Source organism: Curtobacterium poinsettiae (genome assembly GCF_047226435.1).
Lineage (GTDB): Bacteria > Actinomycetota > Actinomycetes > Actinomycetales > Microbacteriaceae > Curtobacterium > Curtobacterium poinsettiae.
The window spans coordinates 1,329,687-1,342,405 of the sequence record NZ_CP178434.1; the positions used below are offsets into that span (position 1 = coordinate 1,329,687).

Here is a 12,719-nt window from a genome sequence, read left to right on the forward strand (position 1 = left end):
CGCCCATTAGGGGTGGTTGGTTGCTGGTCCAGGCGCCTGTTTCGGACCGAACGTGTCCGACGGGTAGCTCATGGGTGGAACATTGACAGTGCAGTTGGGAGTGATGCTTCCGACCTCAGTACGCTCTGCTTGCAGGGTTGGGACGGGTCGGGGGTGGAGCGCTCAGCTGGTGCACGTTGTTGGGTCCTGAGGGACCAGGCTTCCTGCTGCTACGTGAGTGGTGGTGGGGGTTGGGCCTACGGGTCCTTCGTCGGGCCAGTGTGATCCTGCTGTTGTGGTGGGGGAGTGCTGGTGCCGATCGTATGTTGAGAACTACACAGTGGACGCGAGCATCTTTGATTCGCGTCATCCATGATCAGCCTTCGGGTTGTTGAGTGGTGACGTTGGATCGCAATTTTAATCTTTGTGGTCAAGTTTCTAAGAGCAAACGGTGGATGCCTTGGCATCTGGAGCCGATGAAGGACGTAGAAATCTGCGATAAGCCTCGGGGAGCTGATAATCGAGCTGTGATCCGAGGATTTCCGAATGGGGAAACCCCGCCAGGCGTTTTGCGACCTGGTGACTCCCGCCTGAATATATAGGGCGGGTAGAGGGAACGTGGGGAAGTGAAACATCTCAGTACCCACAGGAAGAGAAAACAACATGTGATTCCGTGAGTAGTGGCGAGCGAAAGCGGATGAGGCTAAACCGATCATGTGTGATAGCCGGCGGGCGTTGCATGGTCGGGGTTGTGGGACACGTCACTCAGTTCTGCCGGACTGGGGCGGTTACAGCGCATCATAGTCGAACCGGTTTGAAAGCCGGGCCGTAGTGGGTGCCAGCCCCGTAGACGAAATGGTGTTATGGCCGGATGTGTATCCCAAGTAGCACGGGGCCCGAGAAATCCCGTGTGAATCTGTCAGGACCACCTGATAAGCCTAAATACTCCCAGATGACCGATAGCGGACAAGTACCGTGAGGGAAAGGTGAAAAGTACCCCGGGAGGGGAGTGAAATAGTACCTGAAACCGTTTGCTTACAAACCGTCGGAGCCTCCTTAGTAGGGGTGACGGCGTGCCTTTTGAAGAATGAGCCTGCGAGTTAGTGATATGTGGCGAGGTTAACCCGTGAGGGGCAGCCGTAGCGAAAGCGAGTCTGAATAGGGCGTTTGAGTCGCATGTTCTAGACCCGAAGCGAAGTGATCTATCCATGGCCAGGTTGAAGCGACGGTAAGACGTCGTGGAGGACCGAACCCACTTCAGTTGAAAATGGAGGGGATGAGCTGTGGATAGGGGTGAAAGGCCAATCAAACTTCGTGATAGCTGGTTCTCTCCGAAATGCATTTAGGTGCAGCGTTGCGTGTTTCTCGCCGGAGGTAGAGCTACTGGATGGCCGATGGGCCTCAACAGGTTACTGACGTCAGCCAAACTCCGAATGCCGGTGAGTGAGAGCGCAGCAGTGAGACGGTGGGGGATAAGCTTCATCGTCGAGAGGGAAACAACCCAGACTACCAACTAAGGTCCCTAAGCGTGTGCTAAGTGGGAAAGGATGTGGAGTTGCACAGACAACCAGGAGGTTGGCTTAGAAGCAGCCACCCTTGAAAGAGTGCGTAATAGCTCACTGGTCAAGTGATTCCGCGCCGACAATGTAACGGGGCTCAAGCACACCACCGAAGTTGTAGATTTCGCACTATAGACAAGCCTTCGTGGTTCAGTCGTGCGGAGTGGTAGGAGAGCGTCGTGTGGCGAGTGAAGCGGCGGAGTGATCCAGCCGTGGACGCTACACGAGTGAGAATGCAGGCATGAGTAGCGAAAGACGGGTGAGAAACCCGTCCTCCGAAAGACCAAGGGTTCCAGGGCCAGGTTAATCCGCCCTGGGTAAGTCGGGACCTAAGGCGAGGCCGACAGGCGTAGTCGATGGACAACGGGTTGATATTCCCGTACCGGCGAACAACCGCCCAAGCTAATCCAGTGGTGCTAAGAGTCCTAACCCGGTACAACCGGATCCCTTCGGGGTGATGGTGGCCGGTCTAACGCTCGACCCCATGCTGGTGCGGTTAGCGTATGAACAGGTGTGACGCAGGAAGGTAGCTGAGCCAGGCGATGGTATCCGTAAGGTGAACCTGGTGTAAGGATGTAGGGCTGACGATAGGCAAATCCGTCGTCTGTGTGCCTGAGATCCGACGCGTACCCGTAAGGGGAAATCAGTGATCCTATGCTGCCGAGAAAAGCATCGACGCGAGGTTGCAGCCGCCCGTACCCGAAACCGACTCAGGTGGTCAGGTAGAGAATACCAAGGAGATCGAGAGAATCGTGGTTAAGGAACTCGGCAAAATGCCCCCGTAACTTCGGGAGAAGGGGGGCCGGACACGTGACCGGATTTACTCCGTGAGCGTTGAAGGCCGCAGAGACCAGTGGGAAGCGACTGTTTACTAAAAACACAGGTCCGTGCGAAGTCGCAAGACGATGTATACGGACTGACGCCTGCCCGGTGCTGGAAGGTTAAGAGGAAGGGTTAGCCTTTGGGCGAAGCTCTGAATTTAAGCCCCAGTAAACGGCGGTGGTAACTATAACCATCCTAAGGTAGCGAAATTCCTTGTCGGGTAAGTTCCGACCTGCACGAATGGCGTAACGACTTCCCAGCTGTCTCAACCGCGAACTCGGCGAAATTGCACTACGAGTAAAGATGCTCGTTACGCGCAGCAGGACGGAAAGACCCCGTGACCTTTACTACAGTTTGGTATTGGTGTTCGGAGTGGCTTGTGTAGGATAGGTGGGAGACTGTGAAGCGGGCACGCTAGTGTTCGTGGAGTCATTGTTGAAATACCACTCTGGTCACTTTGGATGTCTAACGTAGGACCCTGATCGGGTTCATGGACAGTGCCTGATGGGTAGTTTAACTGGGGCGGTTGCCTCCCAAAGAGTAACGGAGGCGCCCAAAGGTTCCCTCAACCTGGTTGGCAATCAGGTGGCGAGTGTAAGTGCACAAGGGAGCTTGACTGTGAGACTGACAGGTCGAGCAGGGACGAAAGTCGGGACTAGTGATCCGGCAGTGGCTTGTGGAAGCGCTGTCGCTCAACGGATAAAAGGTACCTCGGGGATAACAGGCTGATCTTGCCCAAGAGTCCATATCGACGGCATGGTTTGGCACCTCGATGTCGGCTCGTCGCATCCTGGGGCTGGAGTAGGTCCCAAGGGTTGGGCTGTTCGCCCATTAAAGCGGTACGCGAGCTGGGTTTAGAACGTCGTGAGACAGTTCGGTCCCTATCCGCTGCGCGCGTTGGAAATTTGAGAAGATCTATCCCTAGTACGAGAGGACCGGGATGGACGAACCTCTGGTGTGTCAGTTGTTCTGCCAAGGGCACCGCTGATTAGCTACGTTCGGACCGGATAACCGCTGAAAGCATCTAAGCGGGAAGCCGTCTTCGAGATGAGATTTCCATGCACCTTGAGTGTGAGAGGCTCCCAGCAGACTACTGGGTTGATAGGCCGGATGTGGAAGCGGGGACTAACGACCCGTGGAGCTGACCGGTACTAATAAGCCGAAGACTTGATAACACACTGATTTCCGTGCACTTGTTGCACGGGCTCGCGTCCACTTTGTGGTTCCCGACAGACGATCGGGAATCGAAACTGAATACACCGCTCTGCCCTCTTCACGGAAGGCAGTAGCTGGGACAGCTTTGAGACCAATGTATGATCTGGTCGAGAGTGTTCCGGTGGTCATAGCGAGAGGGAAACGCCCGGTCACATTCCGAACCCGGAAGCTAAGCCTCTCAGCGCCGATGGTACTGCAAGGGGGACCTTGTGGGAGAGTAGGACGCCGCCGGACTTAACGTAGTAAGAACAGGGAACCCCTGACCATTCATGGTCAGGGGTTTTCTGCGTTTCAGCGGGGACCGCGCTTCTTGTCCGCGTGGTGACGGTTCTGGTTCAGGATCCCCGGGGATCGCGAACCGGAACCGTCACGCGCGTTGCAGGGAAGGGTCCCCGTCGTGCACGGAGCCGTAGGATCGGAGCAGGGGGGACTGCGAAGAACCGGGGGCGGCGAGCATGAGTGCAGCGACTTGGCTGATCGCGATCGGCGGGGGCTTCGTCGTCGTGGGCGGACTGGCGTACGTCGGACTGTGGCGATCGTGGATGCGCTGGAGCACGCCGTCGATGCCCTTCGGGTGGTTCTGGTTGGGGGTCGCACTCCTCTGCGAGGGCTTCGCGTTCTTGTTCTTCAACGGGTCCGTGGCGCTTGCGCTCGTCCTGATGGTGGTCTTCGTGCTGTGCGGAGTGCTCGGGTTGTGCCTGATGCTCGGCGGGGCGCTGTGGGCGACACCACGGTGGTCGCGTCGGGCGGCTCGCCGATGACCGGGCACGTGCCGTGGGACCCCTGGCCCGACGTCCGCTGGGATGCACTGGTAATCGTCGACGGTCTCGTGGTCGAAGTGCCCGAGGGGTGGAGCGTCTTCGGCGTCGGATCCGGCGTCCGGATCGAGCGCGCAGACCGCGCAGTGTCAATCGACCTGCGACCGATATCCGGCGATCCGGCAGCCGAGGCGGTTCGTCGGCTGAGGGACCAACCGGACGCGCTGGTCCTGGATGCCACTGACGAGCGGGTCCTCGTCGCTCTGCCCGAACCGGACCACGTCGTCATCCGTGATCTCCGGATCCTCCGCGGACTGCGGATCCGTGTCACGGTCGAGTGCTCGGCCCGTGATTGGCCCGAGGCCGCTGTGGTCGTCGACGGGATGCTCGACTCGCGGTGGTGCCGTCACCTCGACGCGCCGACGACCGGGAACCGTGCGCTTGCCGCAGCCGCCGGCACGGGCCCGACACTGCGGTGGCGCACTCCGGTCGGGGTGCTCGACCACCTCGTTCGGTTCCGCGACCGCGGCCTGGTGCCTGCAGCGGCGCGGCGCTCGGAGCTCGGCGTCGCTGCGCGTGAGTTCGGGTTCGTCGGCCGGTTCGGCGGCCTCACCGACACGGGACGCGAGCTCGTCGAGCCGGTCATCGATCACGATGCACTGCTCGTCGTCGAGTCGAACGACCCCGCGAGCGACGCTCCGCCGCTGCGCTGGGCGTGCTGGACACAGGGCCAGAAGTGCGTCGTGCGTGCCGGCCACCAGGACGGTTCGGAGTCGCTCGGTGTCGTTCGTCCAGGATTGCTCGTCGCGCACTTGCTCCGGTGGCTCGACGTGGACCCGGTCGGATCGATCGGCTTCGGTGAACCGGTCACGATCACGAGGGCGGAGTACGAGGACCGCTCCGGCCCGTGCCCGAGCGACGTCGCGTGGTTCCGGCGTGCCTGGGCAGAACCTCGGTGGCGGTCCGTGAACGGCTGGAGCCACCAGACCGGAAGAGGCGTCGGCGGGCTGTTCGTCCAGGGCGTCGGTGCGCTGACGAGGGAGAACGGTGCAGGAACGGTCACCCTGCGTCCGGAGCGCACCGCGGTGGTCGTCCGGAGTGCGGTCAAGGGCGTGAACGCCTTCGCTGCGGTGACCAGCGGCGCCTGACTGCGGAGTTGATCAGGGGAGGAGCTGGAGCTCCATCGCGCGGATCACCGCACGGGTGCGGTCGTTCACGCCGAGCTTCTCGAACACGTGGCCGAGGTGGGTCTTCACCGTGGCCTCACTGAGGAACAGTGCGCGCCCGATCGCCGGGTTGCTGTTGCCCTGGGCGACGAGGCGCAGGACGTCGAGCTCGCGCGGGGTCAGCGACGGGCCGGCAGCAGCGGGGAGGGATCCCGTCGCTCGGCGGACGAGCGCTGCGGCCGCCGATGGTGCCAGCGCGGTCTCGCCCCGTGCGGTCGCCCTGACGCCGGCGAGGATCTCGGACTCCGGGGCTGCCTTCAGCAGGTAGCCGGTGGCGCCGGCCTCGATGGCGGAGAGGATCTGGTCGTCGGACTCGTACGTCGTCAGGATCAGGACGCGGATGCCTGGGTCGGCGGCGAGGATCTCCGCCGTCGCCGCATCGCCGTCGAGCACCGGCATCCGGAGGTCCATGAGCACGACGTCGGGGCGTTCGGCCAGCGCCACCGTCACCGCGGCGCGGCCGTCGCTGGCCTGACCGACGACCACGATGTCGTCGGCGTCCTGCAACAGCGCGACGATGCCCGACCGGACGATCGGGTGGTCGTCAGCGACCACGACACGGATCACCGGGTCACCTCTGCGAGGACGTGGCGTTCGACGGCCGGGAGGCTCGGCTCGGGTCCGGTGGGCATGCTCGCGTCGACGACGGTGCCGCCGCCCGGTGTGCTCGTGATCGTGCAGGTACCGCCGGAGAGCGCCAGCCGTTCGTGGAGGCCCCGGAGACCGTGCCCGGCAGTCGGCACGCCGGTGTCGAACCCGACGCCGTCGTCGACCACGCGGACGCCGACGTGTTCGGGCGCGTGCCGCAGGACGATCCGGACGGAACGGGCGTCGGCGTGCGCGCGGATGTTCGCGAGGGACTCCTGGACGACCCGGAGCAGCACGACCTGGGCGTCACGGTCGAGCTGGCCGTCGGTCGCGTCGACGGCGACGGGCGTGCCGGTCTCACGGGTGTACCGCTCGGCGAGCCGGTGCAGGGCCCCGGCGAGGCTGCCGCTCGTGGCACCGGCGACCCCGGCGGCGATGAGGGCACGGGAGTCCTCGAGCGCCGCTCGTGCCGACTCCTCGAGGACCGCCAGCCGTTCGTCGAGCGCGGCTCCTCGGTCGTTCGCCAGGTCCTTGCGGGCGCGTTCGGTGAGCATGACGATGCCGGCGAGGTTCTGCGCGACGGTGTCGTGGATCTCGCGGGCCAGGCGCTCCCGTTCGCTCGCGACGCCCGCGCTCCGGTGGGCATCGGCGAGGGACTGCTGGGTGGCGCGGAGTTCGTCGAGGAGCTGGCGGCGCTCCTCGGACAGGCCGGCGACGCTCGAGATCCACACGCCCATCGCGCAGGCACCGATGACGCTGATGCCCTCGATGAGCAGGGTGCTGACGAGGGCGTCCGGGCCGTCGGAGACCTGCAGGCCGATTCCGCTCGCGATGCCGACCGCGACCGAGAGCAGGACGCCGGTGCGGACCCGCTCGGACTGCACCCAGACGAGCGGGAACGCGATGCACTGCACGAACGCGGTGCTCGGCACCACGGCGGGCAACACCAGGGCCGCGACGAGGACCAGCGGGAGGAAGGCCGCGGCGGCACGGGGGCTGTCGTAGCCGCGGTGGCCGAACACGACGTAGGCGACGACGAGCACCACGACCGCGGCGTACGCCGGCCAGCGGATCGACCACGGGGACCAGCCGAACACGGTGATCACCGCGGTGAGGGCCATCGTGCCCGCGAAGAAGACGTGCAGCCAGCGGTTGCGCATCCACGTCTCGCCGTTCATGTGCCCAGCATCCCACCAGCGGGGCGCCATCAGGCGTCCTTGCGGTTCCAACGGAACGTCAACAGGCAGGCCACCGTGCCCAGGACCAGCCACGCTGCCAGCACGAGGGCTCCGAGGCCGAGGTGCCACGCGCCTCCCGGCTCACCCGACTCGAACGCACCGGGCAGGAAGACGGACCGCATGCCGGACGCCATCCAGCGCAGGGGGAAGACGGACGCGACGTCCTGCAACCAGGTGGGGAGCTGTGTGAAGGGCAGGTAGACACCGGAGATGAACTGCAGCACCAGGACGATCGGGACGATGGTGGCGGTGGCGCGGCGCCCCTCGCGGGGGAGCGCCGAGACGGCGATGCCGAGCACGCAGCTGGTGGCGATCCCGAGGACCATCACCCCGGCGAAGACACCCCACCGGCCCGCGTCGGTCGGCAGGTCGACGCCGAACACCACGCTCGCGATCGCCAGCAGCAGGGCCGTCTGCACGAGCGTGGTGACGAGGACCATGCCGATCTTGCCGACGAAGTACGACAGGACCGGCAAGGGCGTGCCGCCGAGGCGCTTCAGCGTGCCGTCGCTGCGCTCGCCGGCGATGTCGACGCCGAGGGACTGCGTGCCGGAGAGCAGGATGCCCGTCGCGACCAGGCCGGGCAGGTAGTAGGTGGCGTAGTCGGCGCTGACGCCGGGGCCGGCCTGGATGTCGGCGGCGCCGGAGAACGCGACCGAGAACAGCGCCAACATGATGATCGGGAACAGGAACGTGAAGAAGACCGAGTCGGGAGCGCGGAAGTAGGTGCGGATCTCGTACGAGATGCGGCTGGTTGCTGTCTTCACTGCTGTCCCACCATGTCGAGGTAGACGTCCTCGAGGGACGGACGGATGACTTCGAGGTCGTGCATGGGGGCGCTGCTGCTGCGGACGAGCGCCGTCGGGTCGGTGGTGCGCTCGTCATGGAGTTCCCCGCCGTCGTCACGCCAGCGGACCCGGGGCGTGCGGGCCTCGGCTTCGCCGATCTCGTCGATGGGTGCGAGGTCGAGGAGCTTCCCGTCGGCGATGACCGCGGCCCGGTCGGCGAGCTGGGCGGCTTCGTCGAGGTAGTGCGTGGTGAGCAGGATCGTCGTGCCCTCGTGCTGCACCTGCCGCAGGAGGTCCCAGAACTGCCGGCGGGCCTCGGGATCGAAGCCGGTGGTCGGTTCGTCGAGGAACAGGACCTCGGGGCGGCCGATGATGCCGAGGGCGACGTCGACGCGGCGGCGCTGGCCTCCGGACAGCCGGCTGATCCGGGTGTTGCGCTGCGTCTCGAGTCCCGTCGCGGTGAGGAGCTCCTCGATGCTGCGGTGCTTCGGGTACAGCGTGGCGAAGTGGTTCAGCTGCTCGGCGACGGTGACGTTCGGGGACTCCGCGCTGGTCTGCAGGACGATGCCGATGCGTGCGTTGTGGCTGCGGCTCGTCCGTGCGGGATCGTGGCCGAGGACGCGGACGTCGCCGGCGGTGCGGGACCGGTACCCCTCGAGGATCTCGACCGTCGTGGACTTGCCGGCACCGTTCGGGCCGAGGAGCGCGAAGGTCTCGCCGCGTTCGATCGTGAAGGAGACGTCGTCCACGGCGCGTTTACCGGTGGCGTACTGCTTGCCGAGGTGCTGGACCTCGATGGCGGGGGACTCGGGCATGGGTCCAGCTTCGCCGCCGGGTCGCCATGGCGGATCGGCCGGTGCGGTGGTGTCGGCATCGTCCGATCGGGGGATGGTGCCCTACGGAGTGGCGGACCATCGCTTCCATGCATCCCCGAGAGCCTCGGTGCTCGGTTGAGCCGGAAGGTGAGTGAGGTCGCTCCTAACCACCTGCGACCGACCCGAGTCCCGCGTCGCGGCGTATTCGACTTCGGTTGTTTGAGGCTCGAAGGCGAACCATCCTGCGTCGTACATACGGTGGTGATTACTGCAGAGCGGCAGGCCGTTCCGGGCATCGTCTGAACCCTGCAGCGCCTTCGCGCGGATGTGGGCTGCTTCAATGACCGGTTCTGCGTCGAGGTCGCACACGGCGCATCGCGCCCCATAGCGCTGCAGAACCGCGAAGGCGAAGCGTGCTTGATTTGGCCTCGCCTTGCGTCGCTGCCAACGAGTCTCGACGTCATCGACCACAAGTTCGAACTCGTCGTCCTCGTCCGTCTTGGGTCCCGGCGGAAGCGGATCGTCGTCTAGGAACGTGATCAATACAGAGCCACGGGCAAGGTCGACGCTCTCGACGACCGCACGACGAACAGACCGGGACGTCGGTCGCCCACCGGGGAGGATCACGAACACCGGCATCGCCAGCTCATATGCACGAACAGTGGCTGCGATTTCTGCCTGATCTCGACCTTCGCGCGTTGTGCTTGGCAGCCGATAGGTGACCCCATGGACGTTGCGTTCATTGGCGTAGGCCTCGCCAAGGTCGAGGAAGGAAACCGCGATCCCGGCAGGGGCGATCGCACTTTTCGTCGTCGGCACATCAACATAGATGCCGCGGCCGCCCGCTCGTAGGTGTAACGGTTCGAGTTCCCTTGGGAGGACGTCGCCCGGGGCTCCAACTGCTTTCGCGGCAACCCACATCTGCTCCCGACGTTGAATCTCTGCGTTCCGAGCTGCTAGTCGCGGGAGATCCACGCGAGAGAAATCGAAGCCATCGGCCAACGCCCAGATGCCGTCGGAACGAGCCTGTAAGACTCCGCGCTCTACCAACCGCTGCCGTTCGAAGCTGACGCGATTCCGCCACTTGGTTTCGAACTGTCTGGTGTTCTGAGGAGAACGGTCCGCTTCGGTCCATTGGCCGGCATAGAGCGCCTCGAGTGCGTCCAGTGCCTGGGCCCTCTTCGAGGAACCTCCCACACCAGCGAGGTAGGTCAGGAGCCGGTCTCGAAGCGTAGCGTGGGAAGTGAGAGTCACTCTTACATCTTGCCTGTTATGTGAATAGGCGGCAGCGCGCTGAGATGGACCTCTGACCGCGCTACACGGCGCCGCAAGTGACGGGACGGCAGGAACGGCCGGCCCGCAGGGGCGCGTCAGGTTGCGTCAAGCAACGTGCGCGTAGACCGGGAGGATGCAGGTCGTCGGAGTCGAACAGTTCGGAGGGCCCGAGGCCCTCGCCGTCCACGAGGTGCCGGAGCCGCACGCCGGCGCCGGGTCCGTGCGGATCCGGGTGCAGGCGTTCGCCGTGAACCCGACCGACACGGGGGTGCGTGCCGGGCAGCGGGACAGCTCGCAGGCCTCGCCGCCGTACGTGCCGGGGATGGACGCCGCCGGCGTCATCGACGAGGTCGGGCCCGACGTCACCGGATGGGAGGTCGGCGACGAGGTCATGGCGATGGCCCTGCCGCTCAGCGCCCACGGTGGCGCCTACGTGCAGGAGCTCGTCGCGCCGGTGGGGTCGTTCACGCGGATCCCTCGGGGGACGTCGATCGAAGCTGCGGCGACCGTGCCCATGAACGGGCTGACGGCGTTGCAGATCCTGTCGCACGCTTCGCTCGCGCCGGGGCAGACGCTCGCCGTCACCGGGGCCGCTGGGCTGCTCGGGAACTACGTGGTGCAGCTGGCGAAGGCCGCCGGGCTGACCGTGATCGCGGATGCTGCTCCGGCGGACGAAGCACTCGTCCGGTCGCTCGGGCCGGACCACGTGGTGCCGCGAGGTGCTTCCTTCGCCTCCGCTGTCCGTGAACTCGTGCCGGACGGGGTCGATGCGCTCGCCGATGCTGCCGTGCAGCGCGACGAGGTCGTCGACGCCGTTCGCGACGGGGGAGTCTTCTTCGACGTGCGGGGGTGGCAGGGCAACGGGGCTCGGGGGATCGAGTTCGTGCAGGTGATGGTGTTCTCGGAATACCGGTCATTCGACAAGCTCGAGCAGCTGCGGCATGCGGTGGAGAGTGGGACGTTGACGCCGCGGGTGGCTGAGGTGCTGCCGGCTGCGCGGGCTGTGGAAGCGCATGAGCGGTTGGAGGCCGGGGGGACGCGGGGACGGTTCGTGCTGACGTGGTGAGTTTATGACGCGATGATGGACGGGAGGCGTGCCGCGGATGGTACCGCGCCACCGGCAACCATGGCTCCCGTTCGGCTGCCGTCAGTCAAAGCCACGACGTCAGCCTCGTCGCATCATGACTGGAGCTCGAACGAGACTGATCTTGGGCGTGCATTTTCCGAGACCGACGCGACTGCCTGGTCGGTGGTCATAGCTGACCTGTGCAGTCGACCAAGGTCGGTCGAGTCCAGCTCGTGCTCGTTGCTTCCACCGGACGAGAAGTCGTCCTACTGAAGGTTTGTGCTTGATCGGCAACGACCTGGGCCTCGAACAACGTAACGACATACTTGGGTAGCACCGAGTCGTTGTCCTCAAGCCAGCAGGCGCGGAACCGACGGAAGATAGGGCCAGACGGTTCCGCGTCATTCGACCGCGGAGCAGGCTTCGAGCCGGTCTGGTGCACGAGGTGACACCGTGGCACGCGGTAGGATCCCGGAACTGCCAATTCAGATCGAGGACGGTCATCGGAGACATGGGATCGGCGCCGCAAACCGCGACGACAGCCAACAGCGAGGCAATGGGACCTGCGCGATCGACCACGCCCTTTTTGAGGTGGGCGGGATCAAAACGGTGGCTAGTGCCGCACATCCAGGGCATAATTCCTACAGCCTTTGGCACGTATCATGAACCCTTTTTGGGCTCAGGCGCCGTCTTCTTTGGTGCTAGCGATGACGCAGCGGATGCCGTCCTGAATGACAAAATTCCCGGACTAATCAACACCTTTAGGTCTGTTCGAGATGCTCCGGGAGAGGTGCACGACCTTCTTCGAAGGTGGCCGGTTCACTCTGAGTCGTACTATAGGATTCGGGCCAGTGAACCTCCGCCTCGATCGTTGGAAGAGGCTGCGCGTTTCATCTATCTAAATCGATTCGGCTTCAATGGCCTCTACCGCGAGAATGCGTCGGGCCAGTTTAATGTCCCTTTTGGGCGACCGAAGAACGATAGCGTCATACCGCTCAGTGTTTTAGAATCAGCCTCCGTAGCGTTGCAGCGGGCGGAGTTGATTTCCGGGGATTTCTATAGTGCACTGGAACGCGTTCGCAAGAATGACTTTGTCTTTCTCGATCCCCCATATGCGGCTCCGAGGCGTCGTAAGGGCTTCACTGACTACAATGCGACGCTCTTCGATTGGGAGGATCAAAGGCGGCTGGCTGACCGATTCAAGGCGCTTTCGCGAGAAGGGGTGCACGTCGTCTTGGTCAACGCGGAAAGCACAGAAACCCGTGACCTTTTCAAAGGATTCAACATCACCTCAGTGTCGCGATTCTCAAGCATATCGGGGAAAACGCTCTCGAGGCAAGTCACGCACGAAATCATTGTCAGGAGCGAGTCGCTGGACAGGGGGATCTGA

At 64.0% G+C, this 12,719-nt stretch carries 9 protein-coding genes and 2 rRNA genes; 6 read left to right on the top strand and 5 right to left on the bottom strand.

The window, feature by feature from the left end:
• Positions 1-407: 407 nt before the first annotated feature.
• The 4 genes from ACL00U_RS06310 (at position 408) to ACL00U_RS06325 (ending at position 5,481) form a co-directional block, all read left to right on the top strand.
• Positions 408-3,535 (top strand): 23S ribosomal RNA (locus tag ACL00U_RS06310).
• A 157-nt stretch (positions 3,536-3,692) separates the two neighbouring features.
• Positions 3,693-3,809, top strand: a 5S ribosomal RNA gene (gene rrf / locus ACL00U_RS06315).
• A gap of 221 nt (positions 3,810-4,030) precedes the next feature.
• Positions 4,031-4,336, top strand: coding sequence for a hypothetical protein (locus tag ACL00U_RS06320; RefSeq protein WP_274008265.1), 306 nt, complete (start codon positions 4,031-4,033; stop codon positions 4,334-4,336).
• A complete protein-coding gene (locus ACL00U_RS06325) occupies positions 4,294-5,481 on the top strand; it encodes a hypothetical protein (RefSeq protein ID WP_412873960.1) in 1,188 nt (395 codons plus the stop codon). The genes ACL00U_RS06320 and ACL00U_RS06325 overlap by 43 nt, the downstream gene beginning before the upstream one ends.
• A gap of 12 nt (positions 5,482-5,493) precedes the next feature.
• On the opposite strand, the gene ACL00U_RS06330 is transcribed toward ACL00U_RS06325, so the two are convergent.
• The 5 genes from ACL00U_RS06330 to ACL00U_RS06350 all read right to left on the bottom strand — a co-directional run bounded on the left by ACL00U_RS06330 (position 5,494) and on the right by ACL00U_RS06350 (position 10,242).
• Entirely contained in the window at positions 5,494-6,126 is a 633-nt protein-coding gene (locus tag ACL00U_RS06330) for a response regulator transcription factor (protein ID WP_259496224.1), read from the bottom strand.
• On the bottom strand, positions 6,123-7,325 hold the full coding sequence (locus ACL00U_RS06335; protein WP_412873961.1) for a sensor histidine kinase: 1,203 nt from the start codon (positions 7,323-7,325) through the stop codon (positions 6,123-6,125). The genes ACL00U_RS06330 and ACL00U_RS06335 overlap by 4 nt, the downstream gene beginning before the upstream one ends.
• 29 nt (positions 7,326-7,354) lie before the next feature.
• Positions 7,355-8,152 (bottom strand): ABC transporter permease, encoded by a 798-nt coding sequence (locus tag ACL00U_RS06340; RefSeq protein WP_412873962.1) that lies wholly within the window; start codon positions 8,150-8,152, stop codon positions 7,355-7,357.
• On the bottom strand, positions 8,149-8,988 hold the full coding sequence (locus ACL00U_RS06345) for an ABC transporter ATP-binding protein (protein ID WP_250894488.1): 840 nt from the start codon (positions 8,986-8,988) through the stop codon (positions 8,149-8,151). Before ACL00U_RS06345 ends, ACL00U_RS06340 begins: the two co-directional genes overlap by 4 nt.
• Before the next feature lie 81 nt (positions 8,989-9,069).
• Positions 9,070-10,242: an HNH endonuclease gene (locus ACL00U_RS06350; RefSeq protein WP_412873963.1), complete on the bottom strand. Its 1,173-nt coding sequence runs from the start codon at positions 10,240-10,242 to the stop codon at positions 9,070-9,072.
• A gap of 154 nt (positions 10,243-10,396) precedes the next feature.
• Between ACL00U_RS06350 and ACL00U_RS06355 the strand changes: the two genes are divergently transcribed.
• Both ACL00U_RS06355 and ACL00U_RS06360 read left to right on the top strand, forming a co-directional pair.
• Positions 10,397-11,329 carry an NADP-dependent oxidoreductase gene (locus ACL00U_RS06355; protein WP_412873964.1) on the top strand — a complete coding sequence of 311 codons (933 nt, stop codon included), beginning with the start codon at positions 10,397-10,399 and terminating at the stop codon, positions 11,327-11,329.
• A 556-nt stretch (positions 11,330-11,885) separates the two neighbouring features.
• Positions 11,886-12,719 (top strand): DNA adenine methylase, encoded by an 834-nt coding sequence (locus ACL00U_RS06360; protein WP_412874064.1) that lies wholly within the window; start codon positions 11,886-11,888, stop codon positions 12,717-12,719.

Bases quoted from the DNA above. Each gene is read 5' to 3' on its own strand.
- ACL00U_RS06320 (WP_274008265.1), top strand. From the start codon at position 4,031: ATGAGTGCAGCGACTTGGCTGATCGCGATCGGCGGGGGCTTCGTCGTC.
- ACL00U_RS06335 (WP_412873961.1), bottom strand. From the start codon at position 7,325: ATGAACGGCGAGACGTGGATGCGCAACCGCTGGCTGCACGTCTTCTTC.
- ACL00U_RS06345 (WP_250894488.1), bottom strand. From the start codon at position 8,988: ATGCCCGAGTCCCCCGCCATCGAGGTCCAGCACCTCGGCAAGCAGTAC.
- ACL00U_RS06355 (WP_412873964.1), top strand. From the start codon at position 10,397: ATGCAGGTCGTCGGAGTCGAACAGTTCGGAGGGCCCGAGGCCCTCGCC.
- ACL00U_RS06360 (WP_412874064.1), top strand. From the start codon at position 11,886: ATGGGACCTGCGCGATCGACCACGCCCTTTTTGAGGTGGGCGGGATCA.